Source organism: Agaribacillus sp. DX54 (genome assembly GCF_056858335.1).
Genome location: NZ_JBXEQE010000001.1, coordinates 471,431 through 496,511 on the forward strand (window position 1 = coordinate 471,431; position 25,081 = coordinate 496,511).

At 41.5% G+C, this 25,081-nt stretch carries 21 protein-coding genes; 6 read left to right on the forward strand and 15 right to left on the reverse strand.

Annotated elements, in window-relative coordinates:
- The first annotated feature begins 101 nt into the window (after positions 1-101).
- From dnaB to AC04NP_RS01920, 5 genes are all read left to right on the forward strand, one after another.
- Positions 102-1,691 carry a replicative DNA helicase gene (gene dnaB, locus AC04NP_RS01900; RefSeq protein WP_482857602.1) on the forward strand — a complete coding sequence of 530 codons (1,590 nt, stop codon included), beginning with the start codon at positions 102-104 and terminating at the stop codon, positions 1,689-1,691.
- A gap of 196 nt (positions 1,692-1,887) precedes the next feature.
- Entirely contained in the window at positions 1,888-2,889 is a 1,002-nt protein-coding gene (locus AC04NP_RS01905) for a zinc-binding dehydrogenase (RefSeq protein ID WP_482857603.1), read from the forward strand.
- 360 nt (positions 2,890-3,249) lie between these two features.
- Positions 3,250-4,767 carry a sugar transferase gene (locus tag AC04NP_RS01910; RefSeq protein ID WP_482857604.1) on the forward strand — a complete coding sequence of 506 codons (1,518 nt, stop codon included), beginning with the start codon at positions 3,250-3,252 and terminating at the stop codon, positions 4,765-4,767.
- A gap of 57 nt (positions 4,768-4,824) precedes the next feature.
- On the forward strand, positions 4,825-5,835 hold the full coding sequence (locus tag AC04NP_RS01915; RefSeq protein WP_482857605.1) for a Gfo/Idh/MocA family protein: 1,011 nt from the start codon (positions 4,825-4,827) through the stop codon (positions 5,833-5,835).
- An 11-nt stretch (positions 5,836-5,846) separates the two neighbouring features.
- The gene (locus AC04NP_RS01920) at positions 5,847-6,317 is read left to right on the forward strand and encodes an acyltransferase (protein ID WP_482857606.1); all 471 of its coding nucleotides are present in this window, start codon (positions 5,847-5,849) and stop codon (positions 6,315-6,317) included.
- Positions 6,318-6,391: 74 nt separating this feature from the next.
- Here the strand turns inward: AC04NP_RS01920 and AC04NP_RS01925 are convergent, their stop codons facing one another.
- The 15 genes from AC04NP_RS01925 to AC04NP_RS01995 form a co-directional block, all read right to left on the reverse strand.
- The gene (locus AC04NP_RS01925) at positions 6,392-7,999 is read right to left on the reverse strand and encodes a hypothetical protein (protein ID WP_482857607.1); all 1,608 of its coding nucleotides are present in this window, start codon (positions 7,997-7,999) and stop codon (positions 6,392-6,394) included.
- Positions 8,000-8,017: 18 nt separating this feature from the next.
- The gene (locus tag AC04NP_RS01930; RefSeq protein ID WP_482857608.1) at positions 8,018-10,765 is read right to left on the reverse strand and encodes a TonB-dependent receptor; all 2,748 of its coding nucleotides are present in this window, start codon (positions 10,763-10,765) and stop codon (positions 8,018-8,020) included.
- A 271-nt stretch (positions 10,766-11,036) separates the two neighbouring features.
- Positions 11,037-11,369 (reverse strand): gliding motility protein GldC, encoded by a 333-nt coding sequence (gldC, locus tag AC04NP_RS01935; protein WP_482857609.1) that lies wholly within the window; start codon positions 11,367-11,369, stop codon positions 11,037-11,039.
- Positions 11,370-11,441: 72 nt separating this feature from the next.
- Complete coding sequence (locus AC04NP_RS01940) at positions 11,442-12,371, reverse strand: bifunctional riboflavin kinase/FAD synthetase (RefSeq protein WP_482857610.1); 930 nt, start codon at positions 12,369-12,371, stop codon at positions 11,442-11,444.
- Between the two features lie 121 nt (positions 12,372-12,492).
- The gene (gene truB / locus AC04NP_RS01945) at positions 12,493-13,173 is read right to left on the reverse strand and encodes a tRNA pseudouridine(55) synthase TruB (protein ID WP_482857611.1); all 681 of its coding nucleotides are present in this window, start codon (positions 13,171-13,173) and stop codon (positions 12,493-12,495) included.
- Positions 13,170-13,955, reverse strand: a complete 786-nt coding sequence (locus AC04NP_RS01950; RefSeq protein ID WP_482857612.1) for an undecaprenyl-diphosphate phosphatase — start codon at positions 13,953-13,955, stop codon at positions 13,170-13,172. The genes truB and AC04NP_RS01950 overlap by 4 nt, the downstream gene beginning before the upstream one ends.
- The gene (locus AC04NP_RS01955; RefSeq protein ID WP_482857613.1) at positions 13,952-14,167 is read right to left on the reverse strand and encodes a DUF3098 domain-containing protein; all 216 of its coding nucleotides are present in this window, start codon (positions 14,165-14,167) and stop codon (positions 13,952-13,954) included. The genes AC04NP_RS01950 and AC04NP_RS01955 overlap by 4 nt, the downstream gene beginning before the upstream one ends.
- A gap of 1 nt (position 14,168) precedes the next feature.
- Complete coding sequence (locus tag AC04NP_RS01960; RefSeq protein WP_482857614.1) at positions 14,169-15,065, reverse strand: cell division protein FtsX; 897 nt, start codon at positions 15,063-15,065, stop codon at positions 14,169-14,171.
- A 151-nt stretch (positions 15,066-15,216) separates the two neighbouring features.
- Entirely contained in the window at positions 15,217-16,134 is a 918-nt protein-coding gene (locus tag AC04NP_RS01965; RefSeq protein ID WP_482857615.1) for a hypothetical protein, read from the reverse strand.
- A gap of 1 nt (position 16,135) precedes the next feature.
- The gene (locus tag AC04NP_RS01970) at positions 16,136-16,675 is read right to left on the reverse strand and encodes an RNA polymerase sigma factor (RefSeq protein WP_482857616.1); all 540 of its coding nucleotides are present in this window, start codon (positions 16,673-16,675) and stop codon (positions 16,136-16,138) included.
- Positions 16,676-16,953: 278 nt separating this feature from the next.
- A complete protein-coding gene (locus AC04NP_RS01975; protein WP_482857617.1) occupies positions 16,954-18,519 on the reverse strand; it encodes an NFACT RNA binding domain-containing protein in 1,566 nt (521 codons plus the stop codon).
- Between the two features lie 2 nt (positions 18,520-18,521).
- A complete protein-coding gene (locus AC04NP_RS01980) occupies positions 18,522-19,283 on the reverse strand; it encodes an MBL fold metallo-hydrolase (RefSeq protein ID WP_482857618.1) in 762 nt (253 codons plus the stop codon).
- The gene (locus AC04NP_RS01985; RefSeq protein WP_482857619.1) at positions 19,280-19,555 is read right to left on the reverse strand and encodes a hypothetical protein; all 276 of its coding nucleotides are present in this window, start codon (positions 19,553-19,555) and stop codon (positions 19,280-19,282) included. Before AC04NP_RS01985 ends, AC04NP_RS01980 begins: the two co-directional genes overlap by 4 nt.
- Positions 19,552-19,932: a response regulator gene (locus AC04NP_RS01990; protein ID WP_482857620.1), complete on the reverse strand. Its 381-nt coding sequence runs from the start codon at positions 19,930-19,932 to the stop codon at positions 19,552-19,554. The genes AC04NP_RS01985 and AC04NP_RS01990 overlap by 4 nt, the downstream gene beginning before the upstream one ends.
- Positions 19,895-23,986, reverse strand: a complete 4,092-nt coding sequence (locus AC04NP_RS01995) for a PAS domain S-box protein (RefSeq protein ID WP_482857621.1) — start codon at positions 23,984-23,986, stop codon at positions 19,895-19,897. The genes AC04NP_RS01990 and AC04NP_RS01995 overlap by 38 nt, the downstream gene beginning before the upstream one ends.
- A 165-nt stretch (positions 23,987-24,151) precedes the next feature.
- Between AC04NP_RS01995 and miaA the strand changes: the two genes are divergently transcribed.
- On the forward strand, positions 24,152-25,069 hold the full coding sequence (gene miaA, locus AC04NP_RS02000; RefSeq protein ID WP_482857622.1) for a tRNA (adenosine(37)-N6)-dimethylallyltransferase MiaA: 918 nt from the start codon (positions 24,152-24,154) through the stop codon (positions 25,067-25,069).
- Positions 25,070-25,081 lie beyond the last annotated feature (12 nt).

Sequence of the window (25,081 nt, forward strand, 5' to 3'; positions counted from 1 at the left end):
AGGGGTTAAACAGGATTTTGAAAATGATTTAATAGGTTTGTTTCGGGATTTGACATTACACCTATACAAACATTCAATACATTTAATACTTACCGGATCACATGGAAAAGGACAAGTCCGCTGCTTCAAGACTACCGTTGAAAACCCGTAGTTTTTTATCTGCTGACCTAAGCAGTCAATTGGGAAAACTGCCCCCTCAGGCCACTGAAATAGAGGAAGCCATTTTAGGTGCTTTGATGCTGGAAAAAGATGCGCTTACCACTGTTATCGATATTCTTAAGCCTGATAACTTTTATAAGGATGCCAATAAAGAAATATACCAGGCCATTGTTACCCTTTTTAATAATTCTGAGCCCATTGATTTGTTGACTGTTGCCAATCAACTTAAAAAAGAAGGGAAACTCGAACTGGTAGGGGGCGCCTATTATATTACCCAGCTAACCGCCAGGGTCAACTCCGCCGCCAACATTGAGTTTCATGCCCGCATTGTGACAGAACGATCCATTAAGCGGGACTTAATCCGGATTGCTTCAGAAATACAAAAAGATGCTTACGAGGACACCACCGATGCCTTTCATCTGCTGGATCACACAGCGCAGGAGATTTTTGAGGTGACCGAGTCTAATATCAGGAAGAATTATGCCGACATGAAATCGCTCATGTATCAGGCCATGAAGGAGCTAGAGGCCAGAAAAGATCACAAAGACGGATTAACCGGCGTGCCCAGTGGTTTCACTGCGCTGGATCGCCTTACTTCAGGGTGGCAAAACTCCGACCTGGTGATTATTGCTGCCCGTCCGGGTATGGGTAAAACGGCTTTTGTCGTTTCCGCTATGAGAAATGCTGCGGTGGATTTTGACCATGCTGTCGCCATTTTTTCTCTGGAAATGTCCTCGATCCAATTGGTTAACCGGTTGATTTCCGCTGAAGCTGAGCTGGAAAGTGAAAAGATAAAAAAAGGGAATCTAGCTGATTATGAATGGAAACAATTGGTACACAAAACCGATAGGCTCAGCAAAGCCAAAATTTTTATCGATGATACCCCAGCGCTCAGCATTCTGGAACTTCGTGCCAAATGCAGGCGGCTTAAAGCCCAGCATGATGTCAGGCTGATTATTATCGACTACCTGCAACTGATGTCCGGCGAAAGTTCCAAAAGCAGTGGCGGTGGCAACAGGGAACAGGAAATTGCTTCTATATCCAGGGCATTAAAGGGAATTGCCAAAGAGTTAAACGTTCCGGTAATTGCCCTTTCACAATTGAGCAGGGCCGTGGAAACCCGCGGGGGCGACAAAAGGCCTCAGTTATCTGACCTCAGGGAATCGGGTTCTATTGAACAGGATGCCGATATGGTGATGTTTTTGTACAGACCGGAATATTATGGAATAACGCAGGACGAAAGTGGTATGCCTACTCAGGGGGTAGGGGAGGTGATCATAGCAAAACACAGAAATGGCTCCCTCGATACGATCCAACTGAAATTTATCGGAAAATTCACCAAATTTATGGACCTGGATATGGGCGTTTATGGGGATCAGTATGGCACTTCCTTGCCAGGTGCAGGAGGAGTGTCTTCTTTTGAATCCAGTGCTAAAACAGTGACTTATGGCAGTAAAATTAATGACCCTGAGAGCGGCACTCCCAATCAGGAAAGTGAAGGCTCCAAAGATAGTGAAGAAGCCCCTTTCTAACTTAATCATTTTAAAGACCTTTGTGCCTCCGTGGTTAACCCTTTTTTACCACGGAGGCACAAAGACACAAAGGGAGGGAATGGGGTGGCTTTTAGGGCATGAAAGCAAATGGAACAGAAAAAATATTCTTTCCGTTGATCCAATGTTTGTTTTTTGAAAGTTATATTTGGGTTTTCGATGATATAAACCCCAAACGATGAAAGCATTACTTCTTGTAGATCATGCTGACGAACAGTTGCAATTAACCGAAGTTGATCGACCGGAACCAAAACCAGGGCAAGCCTTAATAAAGATTAAAGCCGCCGCCCTTAACCGGCGGGATCAATGGTGCCGGGAAGGAAAATATCCGAACCTTGTATACAACTGTATCATGGGTTCGGATGGCAGTGGCGTAGTAGAAAGTGTCGGGCATGCTGAAGACACCTCGTGGGTCGGAAAGGAAGTGATTATCAACCCGAACATCAACTGGGGCTATAATCCGGCAGCCCAGTCTCCGGATTACCGGTTATTAGGGATGCCCGATAACGGCACCTTTGCTGAGTACATTGTAGTGAATGTGGATCGTTTACATTCAAAACCCGCCAACCTTGACATGGAAGCGGCGGCGGCTTTGCCGCTTGCAGGCGTAACCGCCTACAGGGCCGTGTTTACCCAGGGGCATGTGAAATCGGGAGATAACGTCTTAATATCCGGCGTAGGAGGGGGGGTGGCGCAATTTGCTTTCCTCTTTTCTGTGGCCGCCGGTGCTAATACCTATATCACTTCAAGCAACAACCAAAAACTGGAAAAAGCTATCGAACTGGGTGCCAAGGGAGGTTTTAATTATAAAACAGTTGATTGGCCTAAAACAGCCCTGAAGCAAACCGGAGGGTTTGACGTTGTGATTGATAGCGCCGGAGGTGATCAGATTAACGACTTTATCCGTATGATCAATCCGGCCGGGTCCATTGTATTTTACGGTGCCACCAATGGCCTGCCAAAATCACTCGACCTGTATCGTCTGTTTTGGAGCCAGGGAAGGTTACAAGGGTCTACAATGGGCAGCGACGAAGAGTTTGAGGCCATGATTGCCTTTATCGAAAAATACAAAATTAAACCGGTTATTGACTCGATAAGGCCTTTTGATGATATTATTTCAGGATTTAACGATCTGAAGGACGGTAAACAATTCGGCAAGATTATCATTAAAATCAGTTAGTACCACGAATATTTATCAGTCATAACAAGACTTAAATTTCTCAGTCATAGCATGACTCAAAGTCATACTATGACTACTGCCACTCCTGCTCTGTAAACCCCTTACTGCCAGCATATCGATGAAGTTTAAAAATTTTTTTTGCAAAAAACCGCTTCAAACAAAGATTTCATCTCTGTTCTTAAATCCTTTCCATTTGAAAATTGTATTTTATAATTAAAATTTATAATTTTAGAAATCTAAGGTGAATTTATACCATCACTTTGACCTGAAAACGTGCGCAGGGGTCTATAAAAATCAACGGAATTTTTTGAGGAAATGGATACGGTGGTATTTCTCCATTAAAATAAAAATTGTATTATTTTGAGGAAAATATACATTAATCTAAGCAAATCTATTAAATGGAGATTTCCGGTTTATTCGGAATTACGATACCCGGTTCGCTTATCCAAGAAAATGAATTTGCCCCTGCATAAGACTTTGCTTTTCCTGCATGATATTATCGTTGTCTTATTTGCGGAGGTGGCATCATTGGCGATCTATTATTTTTATTACGATGATCTTAAGTCCGATTATGAGCTTATAGTCGGCGCAGGCATCATTTTGTTATCTTTATTGTGGTTTATCGCAGAAAATAATCTGTATAAATATCAGGTAGTCTTAAACAGGGCCGCTCATGTTACAAGTCTCCTCAAAGCGTTGTTCTTTAGTTTGCTTTGTGTAATTTTCCTGTCTTTTATTTTCAAAATAGCAGAGATCACCGCTAGCAGGGTATTGATAGGGCTTGTATATACATCGATTTTTGGTATATTTCTAATAACCAGGGTAACTTTGGCTCCGGCCATATACTTTTGGATGGTAAATACCAAAAGAATTAACCGGAATATGCTCATCGTCGGGATTGGCAAGGAGAGTATGCAGCGGGCTCAGTACCTTTCTTCTATCAAAAACAGCAACTTTAATCTGGTGGGATTTGTGGATGACGGCGAAGACGAACTCTACGAAGACGATAATAACATGGTTGGAAAAATTCCTGTTTTGGGTACCCTCGATGATTTGAAACACATTGTATCGAGGTTCAGAATATGCGATATACTGGTAACCGCCAACTATCAAAGTGTAGAACGACTGCATGATATCATTAACCATTGCAAAACTACCAACCGTACCATACACATTGCATCGGATTTCTACAGCATCGTTAATGAAAAAATAGAGATCGAACAGATCGGGATGGTTTCTTCATTCCGTTTCCACCCTCCCAGAAAGCTGTATTTTTATCATGTTTTCAAGAGGGTTTTTGATGTGGTGGCGGCCAGTATGATTATCGTGGCCTTGATCCCGTTGTGGATTTTTATAGCGGTCTTAATTAAACTTTCTTCTCCCGGACCTGTATTTTACAAAGCCAGATCTATAGGGCTCAACGGTGAAGAGTTCATGATGTTTAAATTCCGGTCTATGAGAGCAGCCGCAAGCAATCGGATTCATCAGGACAAGGTGATTAAAATGATCCTTAAAAATGAGCCCACCACAAAAATCAAAAATGATCCCCGGATAACCACGATCGGTAAGGTACTGAGAAAACTGTCTTTCGATGAATTTCCCCAACTCATCAATGTATTGAGGGGTGAAATGAGTCTCGTGGGACCCAGACCTAACCTGCCCTACGAATATAAGCATATGGCGGACTGGCAGAAAAAGCGATTTAGCGTATTGCCGGGGATGACAGGTTTGTGGCAGATTAAGGGACGTGATGAGGTACTCTTCAATGATCAAATTGTTTTGGATTTATATTATATAGAACATAGATCGATCAAGCTTGACTTTGAAATACTATTAAATACCATACCTGTTGTGATTTTTGGCAAAGGAGGTGGTTGATATCTTTCTGCTGATCTAATTTAATTATTATTTTTTTGCTTAAACCAAATATTTTAAATGATAAATACCGGTGTAATTGGCTACGGTTACTGGGGGCCAAATATTGTCAGAAATTTTGTTGCAAATTCTGATCTGAGGGTTGTCAAGGTGTCAGACATGGCTCCTGATCGACTTAAGCTGTTAAAGACCAATCATCCTGACATTAAAGCAGAAGCTGAAGTTGAAAGTATTTTAAATGACCCGGATATTGAGTTGGTGGCGATTATTACGTCGACTTCAACCCATTATAAGCTTGCTAAACAGGCCCTGCTCAATGGAAAACACGTTTTTGTGGAAAAACCATTCACAGCCAAAGTGTCAGAGGCAGAGGAACTGATAGAGCTGGCGGAAAAGAGGGGTCTGCTGATCATGGTTGATCATACTTTTTTGTTTACGGGTGCTGTGAGAAAAATGAAGGAACTGGTGGAAAATGGGGCGCTGGGTAATCTTTACTATTATGACTCAGTCAGGGTAAACCTCGGGTTATTTCAATATGATGCCAATGTAATATGGGATCTGGCACCGCACGACCTGTCGATTATGAACTATCTCAACAAAGACATAAGGCCCATTTCTGTTAATGCAGTAGGATCAGATCATATTGGTAAAGGTTTTGAAGACGTTGCGTATCTTACTGTGAAATGCGAAAACAACTTTATCGGCCATTTCCATGCCAACTGGCTTTCTCCGGTAAAAGTAAGAAAGACCCTGGTGGCAGGAGATAAAAAGATGTTGGTATGGGATGATCTCGAGGCGGATGAAAAAATTAAAATTTACAATAAACGTGTGGAGGAGGTGAAGGAAAAAAGTGAGTTTTACAAGTTACAGGTAAAGTATCATTCGGGAGATATACTGGTTCCGGTAGTTGAAATGACCGAAGCCCTTAAACTGGAAACTGCGCATTTGGTTGATTGTCTTACAAATAATGCTACACCGATTAATGGAGGTCCGGAAGGCCTGGAGGTAGTGAAAATATTGGAGGCTTCGGACATTTCCCTCAGAAATGGTGGAAAAGAAGTAAAACTTTAAATTCCGGGAACATGCAGTATTGTTTGATGGCCGATGACGTTAAGCTTGGGGAAGATGTAAAGATTTATGCTTTTGTCAATTTGTACGGCTGCGAAATAGGTGACCGTACCAAAGTGGGCACTTTTGTGGAAGTCCAGAAAGGGGCCAGGATCGGTAAAGATTGCAAAATATCTTCTCATACTTTTATTTGCGAAGGTGTTACCATTGAAGACCGGGTTTTTGTAGGACATAATGTTACCTTTACCAACGATAAATATCCCCGATCTACCAATCCTGACGGTAGTATGCAGACTGAAGCAGATTGGGTTTGTGAGCCAACCCTTGTAAAAGAAGGGAGCTCTATTGGTTCCGGTGTTACCATACTTTGTGGGGTAACTATCGGAAAAAATGCCACAATAGGTTGTGGGGCGGTAGTGACTAAGGATGTCCCTGATAACGCTGTGGTTGCCGGTGTGCCCGCCAGATTTATGAGATCGGTTTGATCTTAACCGGTTGATAGCAAAAAAAAACCATTCCGTCCGGAATGGCTTAACTTGGCTTAATTGGTTCAATCTTGTTATTGCGCAGCCAGCACCGTTCTGAAAGGAACAATATCAATCTTCGGGACGTTGGCACCGAATGACGCGTTGATAACCGCGATAATTTCATTGGCAATAATGGCATGCCCTTTGGGATTAGGATGTACCGCATCGGTTGAAAACACGCCGTTAGGAGTAAAATCGGGTTGGTAGTTGAAACCATCTATTTCCGCACCGATAATACCATCACTTGCCCCGAAAATATCGAGAAACAAACCATCGGGCGTATTGGTATTGTAAAGTGCCACACGGTCACTATTGGCAATTGCCGCATTAGCAATGGTAGTATTGAAGCTTAGGAATCTATCATTTATGGCGCTTTGCTCTTCTAATGTTAATATATACTCGTCACCAAATGGTACGCTGATGCCATTCAGGAAGGTATCAGGCATGGATGGATTCAAATCTCTTCCGATTTCGGTTGAAGCTGTTAAAATCACCAAATCATCAGAGGTGGCTGGTCTGGCCTGAACAAATGGCTGCAGGGCTGCCCGCTCACCGGCGTTAATGGCCCCTGCCATTAACAGCATATCGAATTTGTCTCCCAAATCTTCCAGATCCTCATCAAATATCAAAAGCGGATTATTGCCGGCAGCATAAGTAACCCTTCTTCTGTTTGCTTCATTGGCAGTTATTTGGGAAATGCTGACTAATCCGTTCAAAGCATCGTTAAAGCCGGTGAAGGCTGCATTTAAGGTGGCAGCAGTAGTTTCATCCAGTGGTACCGGGTTATAGGGTACTGCCCTGAAAACCGGTAAAGCGAGAATAGGAGGGATGTTCACAATCACTCCTTTGGCCTCAGTGTTGGTTAACAACGAATCCATGGCGGTATTATACTGAAGATCAAAATTGGCCGCCGAGGTAAAAATGGTCTCATTTGTTGCACCTGATAGCGCATACCCTAATAAATCGTTATTGCCTATCCACAAGGTGAAAAATGTGGGTTGAGCGGCAATGGCGTCAGCGATGATCGTTGATCCATTCATCCCATCGGTGCTTGGCTCGGAGGCAAAACGAAAGTAATAGGGGTTGTAAGCAGGGTTTGCATCTGAATCAGGCCCTCCTGTGGCAGGTGTCAGTAATTGGCCTAACTGTATCCCCGGGGCACCGAAGTTATTGACAGGTGGGCCTGAATAAGGCGTAAAAAGCGCATTGGCATCTGCAACGGAAGCGATGGCAGGCACAGGGCCGGGAATGCTTAAATCAAGCTCAAACCTGCCCAGTATAGCCCCCGTTTCCGGATCGGGATTTGTGAGTATGGTATTAAACCCTAACACTGAATTAATATCCGGTTGATTGAATTCACCCCCATCCAAGCCGGTAATCCGGAATTGAGTGGCCAGGAGGTTGGGAAAGGCGTGCGCCTGACCATCGTTATACAGGGCACCGTCCATATAACCGGCGGTAATCGAGTTGCCGATAGCGATATATTTACTAAAATCTGCGTTACCCGGGGTTCCGCTCAGGGGCGGCTCGGGAATAATGGGGTTGTCATCGTTCCTTTGTTGTATCAGGTCATCTTCGGTATCACAGGCAACAAAAGCAAACGCCAAAACCATTAGCAATGAATGATATATATTTTTCATTTTAATTCAGCTATGTTATTAGTTGAAAAATTCGTCGAAAGTAAGCGAGACGTAGTATAAGCCACCTATTCTTGGATTACCAAAAGAGGTGACATACCTTTCGTTGAAGATGTTCGATCCCCCTACTTTGAGTACTGATTTAATGCTGGGTAACCGGTAACTTACCTGCGCATCCACGGTACTGAACGCCGGAACGACGCCCTCTCCGAACGATGACTCCCAGAGGAAAGCATCCTGCCATCTGAATACTACATTGAATCCAATGTTATCGGTTACCTTTCTATTGGCAAACTTGATATTGTATCGGTATTCAGGGGTACTGAAAAAGGTATTCAATCCCTGCGCGATTAGCTCTTCCTGGTCAATCAGTTCGTTAAAGGCCACGTTTCCTCCCAACACATACCCTTTTGGTAAGGAATACTCCGCGCCAATGGCCCAGCCCTGGGATTGAACGTCATCATCGAAGTTTACGTCGAATCCGTATCTCTGTAAAGCTACTGTACTATTCACTATATCTTCTTGAGTAGACCCTCCTGGCGCTTGTGTAAAGTCGATTTCCGTAATAAAATCCTTGTACGTACTGTAATAATAATAAGCGTCAATCAGCAATTTATTTTGGATCAACCCCTTGTAACCGACTTCAAAAGTATTCACCTTTTCGGTTTCAAAATCGTCGAAAACCACCAGCTCCAGGTCGTTGACATCACCGGTTTGCTGCGCTCTGGCCACGCTGGAGGTAAGGTAAACGGGGTTGGTTTCAAACTCAAACCTATCTACAAGGGCTCTGTTGCTGCCAACCAACCTTCTGGTTACCACATCCAGATCTATAAACTGGTCCTGGGTGGTCGGTATCCGGAAGCCCCGCTGGAATGAACCCCTTATGTTGTGATTGCGGTTTTCACCGGCACTATATACACCCGAAATCCTTGGGGAAAACTGTCCGTCAAAGTATTCATTTTTGTCATACCGCATAGAAGCTGTTAAGTCCAGCCGTTCATCCAGTAACCTTTTGGTGATTTGCGCATAAGCCCCCCATTCGTCAATATCGAACTCTTCACCATTATCCTGTAAGGCAAATAAAGTACCCTCTGACTCGAGGGCGTATCTCCGGTAGTTCGCGCCAACGATGATTTCGGCAAAATCGATTTCTTTAGAGAAATTATACATGCCTTCATAGTGGAATAAATCGGTTCGATCCAGAAATCTGGCGCCACCCTCTGAAATCGGGACTACCCTCAGTGAATCATAGAGGCGCTGAAAGGTTCCATTAGCCAGATTATCGGCTCTCAGGGCATCACTTGCATTTCTGGCGGCAACGTGGGCGGCATCGACACTTGCCCCTGCCAGCCTTGCATTGGCAAAGGCGCCGACATATTGTGGAATGGTTGTCTGGGAGTTGATCAATGATGCCAGTGTGTTGGCAGCAAAGGTATCTCCTGAGTTTTCCTGGGTTGTGTAACCTCTCAGGAAAAAGTTACTTCCCCTTAACTCGAGCTTCGCTGTCCAGATAACAAAGTCATCCAGAACAAACCGGTCATTGGCCGTGTAAACTGTGCTGCCTCTTCCGTAATTAAATTGCCCTAAAGCTTCTATTTTATCATTGATACGATAATGGAGGGCTGCCCCCGCTTTGATACTTTCCGTAGTATTATCGACAAATTCGGATTCGGTATAACCTGTGGGCGTAAAGTTTCCTGTAGCATTGGTAGGCAACAACGCTGCAGCCGGAGAGCCCTGTCCGAGTATTCCGACATTCAGCAAGGGATCACCATACACATTAACACCGTCATAGGTTCGTGAAGGACGGTTATCCGGATCGATATTTTCCTCGCTTCTTTCTACGATATCAGACTGGTCCCTGTAGTCGACACCCCTCCAATCACTGGCCCGCAGGTAGCTACCGGTGACTTTGAAGGCAAATTTGTTGTTAAAGGCTTTGGCATACCGGAAGGAATAATCCTGATAGAGCGACAGGTCGTCATCCTCCTCATCTACATGATTGATACCTGTTTTTATACTGGCACTCAGTCCCTGGTAATCAAACGGGCTTTTACTATTCATCAAGATGATACCTTGTATAGCATTGGGCCCATACAAAGCTGAGGCAGCACCTGGCAGGATTTCGACACTCTCCAAATCCAGGTCGCTGATACCCACAATGTTACCAACGGGAAAATTCAACCCAGGTGCCTGATTGTCAATACCATCTATCAATTGAACCGTACGGGTATTTCCATTGGCACCAAAACCACGGGGATTGATAGAAGTAAACGTCATACTCTGTGTACTTACGTCAATTCCTTTCAAGCTTTTGATCTGATCATAGAAACTGGGCGAAGCAGACTCCCGTATCGCCCTGATATCCAGTCGTTCAACTGACACAGGGGACTCTAATATGCTCTCTTCCACACGTGAGGCCGAAACGACAATTTCCTGGCCCAGAATCAATTGTTCTTCCATGGTGATTTCCAATCCTTCCACGTTATTGTCCGTGATCTCTATCTCCTGCAAAACATAACCGACAATGGATACCTGCAGGGTAATTGGCGGTGGCTGATTTACATTGAGACTAAAACTACCATCTGAGGCTGAGATGGTTCCTAAAACTGTTCCTTTTACTAGCACATTGACACCTACCAGCGGGTCATTACTTTGGGAGTCATAGATTTTTCCTGAAATGCTGGTCGTCTGTGCTAAGCTTTGAATACTAAAAATAAATACCAGGCCTGTAAAGTATAGGGCCGGCAGAGTAAAAGTTTTCTTCATCTTTCTGCACGTTTAATGTTTTGGTAAATAGCGACATCATCACTATAGACAAGGCTAAACATACGAATATTAATTTAAAAATAGTAGGCATGCATACAACATTTTGAGTCAATCGAAGTGATGTTCTCTGGTTGATTTTTTTAGATTTATAAAATAATATCTTTTTTTTGAAAAAAAATATTATTTTATTCCCCTCATAAGTTAAATAATTGTAAAAAAACTAATCTGATTTTCGCAAGTAAACAAAGAAGAAATTAAGGTATATTGACTGTTAGTCCGGGTTTCTTTCGAGGTATTCTACCAGTTTTTCGCATAGGTTATTCATTTCCGTAGCCATAAATTCATCTCCCGTAGCCTGCAAAATGTTTTGAGCCAACCCACCCAAAGAATCAATGTAAAACCTTTTCATTTCAAAAACCGGCATTTCCTTTGTCCACAGATCGATTCTTAAAGTATTTTTGTTTCTATGATCCCAGAGGGAAATATTGATTGCTTTGGTTTCTGAAAGTTCATTGCTGCTTTTTTCTGTGGCATCCCAGGTTATTTTTTCAGGTACCCTCTCATCGTCTAGCTGAATTGTAAATTTTATTTCTGAATTTTTCATGGTACGAAATTATAAATAACTAGACAAAAGAAAGAAAAATTGTCGTTTGAAAAAAAGAAGTAACTACGGAATTCAGGCATTCAGGATTTGAAGGGCCTTTTTTTTGTCGTCGGTCAGTTGTTTTTTGAGCTCGTTTAAATCGTCGAATTTCCTTTCCCTTCGGATTTGATCGATGAGCTGAATTTTCAGGGTGTGGCTGTATATCTCCTGGTCGAAGTCAAAAATATTGATTTCAATGGTTCGTTCTCTTCCATTCACCGTAGGACGATAGCCGATGTTCATCATTCCCTGGCTTTGCTTACCCTGGTAATTAGCATACACGGCATAGGCCCCATCGGCCGGTATAAGTTTGGCACTTTCGTAAACCTGCAGATTGGCGGTTGGGAAGCCGATTTTTCGGCCTAGTTGATTGCCTTTAACCACCATTCCTTCGAGGTCATAGGGTCTGCCTAAATATAAATTGGCATGGCTAATATCACCTTCTGCCAGTGCTTTTCTGATAATGGTGGAACTTATTGCCACATCGTCCAGATCCTGCTTAGGGATTTCTTCCACCTCAAAACCGTAATGTTTGGCATTCCTGGCCAGATAATCGAAGCTTCCTTCCCGGTTGCGACCGAATCTGTGGTTATACCCGATTACCAGCTTTTTGGTTTTTATCCTGTCAACCAGGTATTTCTCTACAAATTCAGCAGATGACAATTTCGAGAATTCGGGTGTAAAAGGTATTTTGACAAGGTGATCGACACCAAACCTTTCCAGCAGCTCAGCTTTTTCCTCAAAGGAAGATAACAACTTCAGTTGATCGTTTTGCGGAGATAAAATTATTCTCGGATGGGGCCAGAAGGTAATCAGAACTGTTTCCCCGTTCGAATGCCCGGCAATTTCTTTAATCCGGGAAAGGATTTTTTGATGCCCGATGTGTACGCCATCGAAGGTGCCACTGGTGACTACCGGATACTTTAACTCCGGAAAATCATCAACTCCACTATAGATATTCATCAAAATGACATGTTTTTAGGCTGATGAAACAACTTCCGCAATGATAAAAATTTTTTTTGATCTTTGATTCAATACATTTATTAACTTTTGGCATACAGGGTTTATCTATTTCGGAAACACCTTATTCATGTTTTAATCTGCCAATGAGATCGGTCAGTTGAAATGCCTGATTTAAGCTAAAATCACCGATTCTTGTTCTGGTTAGCGCTTTCAGGTAAGCCCCGGTCTTTAGGGTTGCACCAAAATCCCGCACCAGACTTCGGATATAGGTGCCTTTGGAACAAACGATTTTAAAGTGCACTTCGGGCAGCTCGATTTTGGTGATAACAAATGCTTTTATGAACACATCCCTTGGTTTTATCGGCACCTGAATACCTTTTCTGGCCTTTTTATAAACCCTTTCCCCTGCAACCTTGACAGCAGAATACTGAGGAGGAATCTGGCTGATGCTTCCTTTGAACTTTTCGGCAGTATCGACCACTTCCTGGCTGGTTATGTGGGAAATATCTGTTTCACTGTCAAAGGATGTTTCAAGATCTATCGAAGGCGTGGTTTTACCCAGCACAAGTATGCCTTCATACTCTTTTTCCTGTTGCTGATAACTATCGATTTTCTTGGTTAGTTTTCCGGTGCAAAGGATTAACAACCCGGTAGCCAGTGGGTCCAAAGTGCCGGCATGACCAATTTTTTGTATTTTGAGGGCACACTTCAGCTTTTTCACCACGTCAAAGGAAGTCCATTCATAAGGCTTGTTTATCAATAATACTTCCCCCTCGTTAAAATCAAAACTTGTTTTGATCATTGCAAACTTACGTAGATGGCCGTCATACCGATTATAAAACAATAAATGGCAAAGTAAATCAATTTACCCTTTTTTACAATATTGACCATCCAACTGCAGGCCAGCAAACCGGCGATAAAAGCAGCCAGAAAGCCGGCGGTCAAAGGCCAAAAACCTATTTTTTCATTGCCAAAATCACCAAATATCAGATCCTTTAAATTTGCGGCAATAATGGGAATCAATACCATTAAGAATGAAAACTTGGTGGCAACCTCTTTTTTTACCCTTAGTAACAGGGCCGTGGCAATGGTCGAACCCGAGCGTGATATCCCTGGCAGTAAGGCAAAGGCCTGTGCCAATCCAACGATGAATGCGTTTTTGAAAGTAATATCCCTGGTGTGATCCCTCGAAAAATACGTAAAGACCAACATCCCTCCGGTGACCAGCAACATGTTTCCTACCAGGAATATATTTCCAAAAAAGAAAGCTTCAATTTCCTGCTGGAACAGAAGCCCTACGATAACGACCGGTATCATTGAAATAAAGATTTTTGCTAAGTATTGCGTTGATTCGTTCCACACTCCCTCCCTTATATCCTGGTAAATCTCGGCAATATCCTTACGGAAAACTACAATTGTACTTAGCACCGTTCCCCCATGGACCACCACTGTAAAGGTTAGATCTTTTCTGGCTTCAATTCCTAAAAGAGCTTTTCCCAACTCGATATGACCACTACTACTGATAGGCAAAAATTCTGTTAACCCCTGGACTATACCAAGAATGATCGCCTGAATTATATTCATTTATTTTGTTTTGATTTTGCGAAAATGGCAAAAAATTGGATGATAAATCCAGCCATGACCACGATCGGACCAATCGTCAGCCCCACCACACCAAATCCATATTGCTCTTTATCCATGGTCATTAAAGTAAAGCCGGCGATTAGCACTGCTATACCCACCAGCATCAATGTGTAATTCTTTTTATCGAAAGCCAATTTATTTTTATTATCCATTTCAATATAGTTCGTCTAGAGATAGTTTTAAATATTTATTGATAGCCAGAAGCGTACTGAAATAACCCACCACTGCCCCAAACAGGATTAAAATAGCATACAATATAACAATCCTTTCTTGAATTTGTAATATTTTTAACGCTTCAACCTTGTTATTCGCATAATTAATAAACAAAAACAATAGTACGCTTGCTAAAACGCCTGAAAGCATACCATGTAATATTGCCCTCAAAAGAAATGGTTTTCTTATAAAGCTGCTCTTCGCCCCGACCAACTGCATACTTCTTATGAGAAACCTTTGGGAAAAAAGTGCCAGTTTAATGGTATTGTTAATGAGTATGGCTGAGATTATCAACAAAAGCGCCGCGAAGATAATCAGAAAAAAGCTGATTTTGGCAACATTTTCGTTGACAGAATTAATAACGCTTTTTACATAGCTCACTTCGAAAACTCCCGGAATCGCCTCAATATCTTTCTTTAACGATACCATTTTTTCCTCTCCCTGAAATTCAGGTGAAACTTTCAAAACATAGGCATCTCTTAGGGGGTTATCATCCAGAATAGCGAGAAAGTCTTCTCCGGTTTCACCGATCAGTTTTTTTGCCGCCTCATCTTTGGTAATAAAACTTATTTGTGGCGATTGACCGGATTTTAATACGTACTCTTTGGAGGACAATGTTTTATTGATGATAATTCTCTCGTTTTCAGTAATATGCCTGTCCAGATACACCTGCACCTCAATATTTTCCTTGAAGTATTCGGTTAGTTTATTGGTGTGAATTAAAAGCCAACCGAATAGGCCAATTACAAATAATGTAAGCGAAATACTGAATATGACACTCACAAAAGGGTAGCTACCCAGTCTTTTTTTTCTTCGAGGTTTTACTGATTTGGACATGTTAAAAGTAATTTTTCAAATTTAACAATAAATTTAAAACCTGGATATGCTGGTATACCTAAAGTTCAATAAAATCGAAAATAGCGGCTGTTCGATCCCAATAAAAAAGGCCATCTAACAGATGGCCCGGGGTAGAATATATTGTGAATGTTTAATTCTCACGGATCGTTTTTAAATCCCTCATTAGTGCGCTATCCCGAATAGCCTTAAGAGGGGTGATTTTTTCCTGATTTTGCTGTAGTTCATAGAAATTATCTCCGTAGAACATATAGATAGAGATACCTGCTGGCGTGTTCAGCTCCAAAATTTCGTATTTGTTATTAAACTCACCATATAGATACAACTTGTTATTGTAAAACTGGTAATGGAAAGCATATTTGCGGTGACTCATTTCCACAACCTCTGTTTTGGGCAGATAAGTTTCAGTAACTTTATTCAGCTTATTTTCAGGGACTTTTATGTTCTCGGAAATTTGTCCCTCGCCTTTATCAAAATCTTCTACTACTTCCGGCAATTTGATTTCCGGTTGCCGGGGTTTTTTTATCCCCGGTGATATAACCTCATGAACTGCACGGTCGGTGATCTTAACATCTTTTTCGGCCTGCTGCTCTATTGATGAAGCAGATTTTTCCTCATCTGTCACTTTGGCAATTGGCTCGTTGACCTTTTCAATCAGCACATCAGCTTCCGTTTCCGGAATGACCTCATCTGTTTTTTCATTTTCAACCACTACTGCGTTTTGATGGGCGGGACTGGCTCCTTGATCACCATCGATACCTGAAAAATAGTAAACACCAAATCCCAGTAAAGCCATGACCCCGATTCCAGCAGCGATCTTTAAAGCCGTAAAAGTTCCCCCAACCCCAACATCGACCGCATTTAGCGTAGCCTTCAACTCCGCTTGCCTGAAATCCCTTATTGAATTTACTATGTCGTGCTGCCACTGAAATTCATTTTCCAGGAGAGGGTCCTTCTGTAGTTGATTTTCGAATTCAATGGCTTCCTGATCGGTCATTTCACCATTTAAATAAGCGTCAATTAAGTCGAAATAGTTTTTATTCGTATTCATGCTAATCTAAAAAATCACTTGCTGAATATTTTTGCTTCACTAATTGGTCTAATCGTTTTTTGCATTTATATTTTTTTGTTTTAGCAGTGTCGGTGTTGGCAAAGTCAAGCTTTTCGGCTATGTCCTGCATCGACATCTTCTCAAAATAATAATATGTCAAAATCTTTTTGCAGGTATCTCCCAATTCATTGATGCATTCATGGATAATTTTTTCGCGCTCCTCCTTGTCGTTATCCATATACTGCGCCTCATCTTTCTCTTCGTGAGATAACCTGTTTTTTCTATCCAATTCCTTTCTCCAAAGATTCAAACAAACACTGTATAAATAGGTACTGATCCGGGAGGTAAGTATTAGTTGTCCCCCAATTACTTTTTGCCAGAAAACAATCAGGGCATCCTGATATATATCCTTGGCTTCTTCTTCCGAACCATTATTCGAGATGACAAGTTTTGTCATCATGCGATAATACTTTTTATAAAGATATTTCAAGGCACTTTCATCTCCCTTGGCGATCTTATCAAGAATCTCCCTGTCCTTCATAAAAAAGCAACGCTTTAAACTTTAATACTATTTAAACTTGAAAAGTAACCGGTGGAATCACAGTATTTGGTTTTAAAATAATATGATTCGTCTTTTTTAGATTTGTCCCAGCAACAATCTAATACTCATTCAATCAGCAAATTACTTAATTTGTCTTACATAAGTAAAACATCGCTTGTTTTTTTTGATTGCCCGGGAATCCGTCAATGTCATGTATCAGGGATAAAGTTAAGAAATTGAAGCCAAATTCTGAAAAAAGTTGATTTTATCACTTTTTCTTAGCTGGGTTCTCCACTAAAATTTTTGGGCTCAACCAATATTACTTTCTCTTTTTCCACTTTAACCTGACCCGGAGAAAGCGACTTAGGCTTTCTGACATACTTTTTTAATGTATAAATTACAGGGCATAAACTATCATTTTTTCTCTTGGAATAAAAGGCGGCCAATTCTGCGGCTTTCTCAATTAGCTCCTTTGGGAATTCTTTTCCGGGCCGATTTTTCACGACCACATGCGATCCGCTTACATCCTTTGCATGAAGCCATAAATCTTCTTTTTTGGCTACTTTTTGTGTAAGTATGTCATTGCTTCCGGCACTTTTCCCAACCAGTATTTCATAATTCATGAAGTCGAATTTTTTATATGGGAGGGATTTTTGCTGGCCCGGACCTTCTGTGGCGGTACTGCCTTTACCGGCTATTTTCCTCAGTGTTTTAATATCTCCGGTATTTTCGATAGCGGCAATCTGGTTTTCCAGTTGGTGTAAGTCTTGTTTTCTTGTCTTCAGGTTGGTATTGAGGGCGTCAATTTCAAGCTTCCGGTTTTTTGCTTTACGGTAATAGTTTTCGGCATTTTTTTGGGGTGAAAGTCCCTTTTTTAACTTTATGTCAATTTCTTTGTCATGATAAAAATCATACAAAGTTACCTGAGAGGTGTTGGGAGAAATCTGGTGCAGGTTGGCCATAATGATGTTGGCTATTTCTTCATTTTTTCTTCCTGCCCTGATACTGTCGAGTTTCGATTGCGTTTTTTGAATATAATTTTCGGTCTTACGCTTTGCACTTTGTAGTGTTTTAAGAACGCCGGATTTTTCCTTATTGAACTGGTTTTCTTTTATGTAGGTGTAATAAAACTGCGTAACGGCCTCCACCGGATCATGATAACTTTGCAAAACCCGACCGATTTTTACCAGGGAGAAGACTATTTTTCCCTGGTAATTTATCATATAGTAATTGGGGGAATTGAGCTGTTCGAGCAATGACCGGATCATTTGCCATTGCTCTTTTAAGCTTTTTTGTGCATACTTCTGCTGATCCAGATAGGTTTTTACCACCTTGCCAAAGGTGGGGAATAAGCGGGAAAAATTTCCGCCGGTTTCTTCAAAATGTTGCCATTCCTGATTTAGCTCACGGTCCAGATGTCTCAGATCTATTTCTTTATCTTTTGTCAGATTATTTTTAAACAGCGATATCAGTTTGTCACTGTGAAATAACAAAATGTTGGACCTGTTACCATGCATCTTGAAAAGCAGGCTTACTTCATCTTCCAGGTGTATGATGAAAGACCGTTCGTTTAAAGACTGGTCGATGCTTCTGAATCCTTTATTGAGAGCCGAAGGGAATATGTTAATACTGTTTCTTTTGGTACGATGGAATTGATCATGAAAAGACAGGCAACAAAAATCGGCACTTAGTGTAGCTTTCAGGTATATACCGAATTCCGGTTTGCTGAAACCCATGATGAGCTCGTCTTTTTGCTGGCTAAAGCATACGGTCAATTGGGTGCCTTTCAATAACTGCCCTAATTTGCCGGTCAATTGCCTTAGAAAGTAATAATTGTTTTGCATGTTTAAATGCTGATCTTCATGCCATCCCAGGCTAATTGAACACGTTCGGGCAATTTCGTGGAAACCTTTTGGTGGCGTCCCAACTTATGGCTGATATGTGTGAAATACGCCAATTCCGGATCGATTTTTTCTACCATGTATAAAGCTTCCTCCAGGTTAAAATGGGATATATGCCGATCAATTTGTAAGGCATTCAGAACCAAAACCTTGCTTCCCCTGACTTTTTCTATTTGCTCCTCGCTGATGTAATTAGCGTCGGTGATGTACGTAAAATCATTTATACGGAAGCCTAACACCGGAAGTTTGTAATGCATGACTTCTATTGGCTGGATCTCGATGTCACCAATCTTAAAAGGGTGGTGGTCTATTTCGTTTACCTGTACCCTTGGAACCCCCGGGTACTTCACCGGCTCAAAGACATAGGAAAACTCCTGTTTTAACTGTTTTATGACGCTTTGTGTACCATAAATAGGCATATCCATCTTTTGTTTAAAATTAAAAGACCTTACATCATCCATACCTGCGGTATGATCTTTATGCTGATGCGTGAAAAGTAATGCGTCCAACCTTTCGATCCTTTCCCTGAGCACTTGTTGCCTGAAGTCGGGACCACTGTCAACAATGATGCTTTTACCCTGAATCTGGATATGAATGGAAGTCCGAAGTCTTTTATCCCGGTAATCAAGTGAACTACAGACTTCACAATGACAGCCAATGACCGGAATCCCCTGAGAAGTACCGGTGCCTAAAAAAGTTACAGTCAAATTTCAAGTTCAGTTTGTGAAAGTTCAAGAAAAAGCTTTTTGTTTTTGTCACTGAGGCCCGCAGCATCGATCTCTATGGATTTTAGAATTTCGAGCAGGCAGTTGATTTTACCTTCGGTGGTAAAATACTTGTTTACCACTGCTAGCTTCTGGTGGTTTAAAACACAATAACCGGCCTTAAAATTCCCCTTTTCATACCTCAGCACATAGTCGGATTCTGCAAAAATATCTTCCAGTTTATGCAAAAAATGATTAGTGAATTTAATGTTCATTGCTCAGAATATCTTTTTACTGTTTCTACCAATTTATCAAAATTCAGGGGTTTGGGTAGATAGTCATTGAAACCTGCGCCTTTAAAGTCTTCCATGGTGTAATTTTTTGCATTTCCCGAGATGGCAATAATCGGTATCCGGGATTTGTCCGGGTTAGAAAGGTTTCTGATTTCCCGGGCACACTCCATACCATCCATCACCGGCATATTTATATCCATCAAAATAACATCAAAGTCTTCACTTTGAATTTTGTCCAAAACTTGTTTTCCATTTTTCACAGCAGATATTTCAAAACTTTGAAACTGTAATATTTTTTTTGTAAGGTTTTGAATGACTGAGCTATCTTCTGCTACTAGTACTTTCCTTGTTTCTGACATGGTTAATATTATTTAGTATATTCTTGTAGTTTAACCTGTAAGTTGCAAACTGCTCCATCAACACGGCGATTTGCTCCTTCGCATTTACATATTGTTGTGTTTTAAAATTACTCTCAATTTTGGAGGCTGATTCATGCATTTTGGCAATTCCAAGGGTGCCTGCATTTCCTTTAATGGTATGCAATATACTTAAAATCTCTGTATAGTTTTTGTTTTTCAAAGCTTTCATCAGATCCTCGAACTGCTGTGAGGCCTCTTTTTCGAAATCCTCATAGACTTTGTCAAGTGTTTCTTTACCTCCATATTTTATCAATTGAGACATTACTTCTTCATCGATAATGGTATTTTCATTAATTTTCAGGCTGGTTGTTTCTTCACATTCTTTTTCTGAAGACACCCTGCTTTTTTTATAGCCATCCTTTAACACCATTTCTTTTACTTTGTCAATCAGATTATGTGCTTTCAGAGGTTTAGGAATGTAGTCATCCAGCCCTTCCTTTAAAAACCGTTCCCTGTCTTCTTTCATGGAATAGGCCGTCATGGCAACAATAGGAGGATGATCTTTCATAGCCAGCTTTTTTATTTCCCTGGTAGCGGAAATTCCATCCATTTCCGGCATTTGGATGTCCATAAAAACTACCTCGTACGATTTTCTTTTAATCAGATCGATAGCATCCGGCCCGCTGTTGGCCGTATCTACCTTACAACCTGCTTTTCGCAGAATCTGGCTGGCCACCTGACGGTTGATCTGGTTGTCATCGACGACTAGTATCCTGGGTGTCACTTTTTCAAACTCCCTGTGCAGAACCGGATCGACTTTCTTTTTACTATCCTGTTGAAAGGCCGTTTTGGTACTTTTTTCTGCCCTGAAGGTGAACCAAAAGGTACTGCCGAATCCAGGGGTGCTGTAGACGCCTATTTCACCACCCATCAATTGGGTCAATTCTTTGGAAATGGCCAAACCAAGCCCGGTGCCTCCATATGACTTTGTTGACGAGTTGTCCAACTGACTGAAATTGTTGAATAATTTGTCGATGTTTTCTTTTGAAATGCCAATTCCGGAGTCCCTGATTTCGGCTTTGATCAAGACGGATTTTTTTTCATTGGCTGACAACTTTAAATCGATATTGATAGCCCCACCACCTTTGGTAAACTTGATGGCGTTGGAGATCAGGTTGGAAAATACCTGCAACAATCTGATCTCATCCACTTTTAAATAGGTTGGTATTCTCTCGTCGATGTGATAAAACAAATTGATATTTTTTGCCAGTGCCTGCTGGGAAAACAGTGCGTATAATTTTTCAAGGGTATCGATTAAAAAGATGGTGCTGATTTTCAACTTCATCTTGCCGGCTTCAATCTTAGAAAGATCCAGAATGCTGTTCAGAATGCTTAAAAGGGTTTCTGACGATTTTTTAATGATTTGAACATATTCTTTTTGCTCGTTGGCCAATTCGGTACTGGCCAGGAGGTCGATCATGCCTATAATCCCGTTCATGGGGGTTCTGATTTCATGGCTCATATTGGCCAGAAACGTTTCTTTCACTTTTAAAGACCTTTCGGCAATTTCTTTGGCATGTAACAGATCGAGGTTGGCTTTCTTGAGTTTTGTAATGTCCCTCGCCACCCCTTCGATTTCGACAGGTTGGTTTTGTTCATTATATACCAGCCTAACGTTACAAATACATTGCAGTATATTTCCTTTTTTGGTAATTACCGAAGCTTCGAAGTTACGCACGCTTTTTCGTTTCACCAACTGCCTGACAAGATCCTTGGTTTTTGTGTTGTACAGATAATAATCTGTTATGTTCATACCCAGCACCTCTTCTTCGGAATACCCCACTAACTCATTGATGGAAGGGCTGACGATGGTGATTTCGCCATTGACTTTACACCGGAAATAGATGTCCTGGAAAGATTCAAATATATGCCTGAATTTTTTTTCGCTTCTTAATAAGGCGAGCTCGGCCTGTTTCCTGTCAATGGCAATGGCGACCTGTCCCGAAATAAAGTCCAGCAGATCCAGGTCCTTGAAATCATATTTTACGCGTTCGTCATAAGACTGAATAGCAATTAAACCGATACTTTTATTCTCCAGCCTTAAAGGCACCCCCAGCCAAATGTTGGGTATTTTACCTTCATGGGTAATGACTTTCTCGCGGATCAGTGCCTTGATATCGGTTTTATGTAGAAACAAAGGCCTGTTGTATTTAATGGCGTATTCGGTGATACGCTTACCTACCGGCCGCCTGATAGAGCCAGGGTCACCCGGGTAATATTCGTCAACGAAATAGGGAAAATTGACTTTTGCATCACCGGATTGATAAAGGGAAATATAAAAATTATTTGCCGGTATTACTTTGGCCAGCTCGCCATGAATATTTTTGAAGAGTTCGTTTAGATCCTGGCTTTGCGAGGTGAGGTTAGCGATACTGTAATAAAGATTCTGTGCTTTTTCGGCCCTTACCCGTTCGGTAATGTCATGAAATATTCCTCTGTATTCTATTTCTTCTTCCCCGATAATACTGCAATTGACACTTCCCGAAAGAAAGATGCTGCGTCTGTCTTTCGATAGAAAAACCGTTTCAATTTTTTCTATATCTTCACCTGTAGCTATGAGCCGTAAATTTTCAAGCGTAGCCGATTTGTAGATAGGATGAATGACATCCATGAATTTTATTTGCCGGATTTCCTCATCCGAGTAGCCCAGCTTTTCTTTCCAGGCAAGGTTTACAAGCAGAAAATCGCCGGCGTGGTTAAAAACCTGGATCAGGTCGTTGGAGTTATCAAACAGTTCTTTTAGCTGGGCGTTGGTTTTATCCAGGGCCTTTTTGACTTTGACTTTCTCTGAAATGTCCTCGCCGATAATTGTCATTCCGGAAATCTGACCTTTTTCATTGTTCAGGATCATGGAGTTGAACCGCACTTCCACCAATTCACCGGAGGCGGTTTTTACAAAGGTCTCCAGGTTATTGGAAAACCCGCCACTTTCAATGAAGTTGCCGAAATCAGGTTTTTCTCCCTGGCTCTTTTCTGCCGGTACAACGACCATGTCAAACAGGTTTTTGTTGACTATTTTGGATTTTGAAATGCCGATTAACTTATTTAAGGCTTCATTGCAAAAAGTTATATCTCCTTTATTGTCAACAGTAACAGCCAGAATGTTAGCCTTTTTGAGGGAAGAGTGCAGCCTTTTTTCTGATTCTGCCAGGGCCAGTTTACGGCTTTCTGTCTCCTCGAGCCTTTTTCTGTCCGATATGTCGACCGTTGCGGAAATGTAGCCGGCAAATTTGCCATCTTCATCAAAATGCGGAATGCCGGTATCCTGTACCCACCGGTAAGCCCCATCAAACCTTTTAAGCCGGTAAATAACCTGATATTTTTGCCTTCTTTTGAAAGCCAGATCAATTTGAGAAAGAATTGTGTCGACCTCTTTGCTGTAAATACCTTCAATCCATCCATTATTTTGCTGTTCCTTTTCGGTTTTACCTGTAAAGTCGAGCCATTGCTTGCTGAAATAGTAAAAATAATTGTTAGGGGTGGTCATCCGTAGCAGCACAGGGGCATTATCTGCCAGTGTCTTAAACTTTGATTCTCCCTCTTTCAAGGTTTTTAAGGCCACTTTTTTGCGGCTAAGATCCTTTATTTGTGCTATCAGAAAGATTTTCCCGCCAATTGTCATCTCATCGAGCACAGTGCGTGCATAAAAAACATCACTTTCGGATCTTACAAATTGCCAGTCGAATATCTGCCGCTCACCCCTCAGGGCAGACTCCATGAATATTTGGCTCTTCTGCACGGATTCAACCCCATCAGGTTGCACTTTGGGTGAAAAATCAAATATATTCCGGTTGATCAGTTCAGCTTTGTTTCTTTTAAAAATACGCGTACTTTTTTTGTTGCAGTCCACAATGCCCATACCCTCGAGAATCAATACGGCATCATTAGCTGACTGAAATACCTTCTCGAATTTTTTCTCTGCCCGCTCTACTTCTTTTTTAAGCCGCTGAATTTCTTGTATTAATTCATCTGTAGTTTTTGACTGATTATTCATGGCAGATCTGATGGTTGCCTTTTAAATTTATGCAAAAATAGCCTATTTATACTGTTTTGTTAAACTTCCTGCGCCTGTATCTCATGTTAAATGTACAAATCCTTCTCAATTTTGTCCATATTAAAAATTTGTTTATCTCTGGCAATGATTAATTTTGACGATACTATGTCCGCTAAAAAGACTTTATTGGTGATTACCGGCCCCACAGCCGCGGGCAAAACAGCGCTAAGTATTTCACTGGCCAAAAGGTTTGAAACCGAGGTGATTTCTGCTGATTCCAGGCAGTTTTTCAGGGAAATGGACATAGGCACTGCCAAACCCACTGCCAACGAACTAAAGCAGGTAAAGCACCATTTTATTAATCACCTGTCGATTCATGATGCGTACAATATCGCTGTTTACGAAAAGGAAGCATTAGCGTTGATCGATGCCCTTTTTTTAAAGAAAAGTCTTCTTATTTTAACAGGAGGTTCAGGTTTATATATCAAGGCGGTTTGCGAAGGCATTGACGATATTCCCCCGGTTGACCTGCGGGTAAGGCAGGACCTGAACAAACTGTTAAAGGAAAAAGGAATTGGTCATCTTTCTGCAAACCTGAAAAAATATGACCCCGATTATTATCGTAAAGTGGATTTGAACAATCCTCAAAGGGTAATACGAGCATTGGAAGTATGTTTGGCAACGGGTGAAGCTTATTCCACTTTTTTGCAAGGGAAGAGGCAGAAAAGACCCTTTGAAATCATAAAAATCGGACTGAACCTGAACAGGGAGTTGCTCTATGAGAGAATCAATTTAAGAATGGATCAGATGCTATCAGCCGGTTTATTCGATGAAGCCAGGAAATTATATCCCTTCAGAGCATTGAATGCCCTCCAAACGGTTGGTTATAAGGAAATTTTTGATTACCTGGATGGCCTGTACGATAGGGAGGAGGCCATTCGCCTGCTCAAGAGAAACTCACGGAGGTATGCAAAAAGGCAATTGACATGGTTTAACCGCGATCCTTCCATCACCTGGTTTTCACCTTTCGAGGAGGATAAAATTTTAGCATATGTTGAAAAAATTGTTGGTCCGGGCCTGTGACCGGTGGTTAGC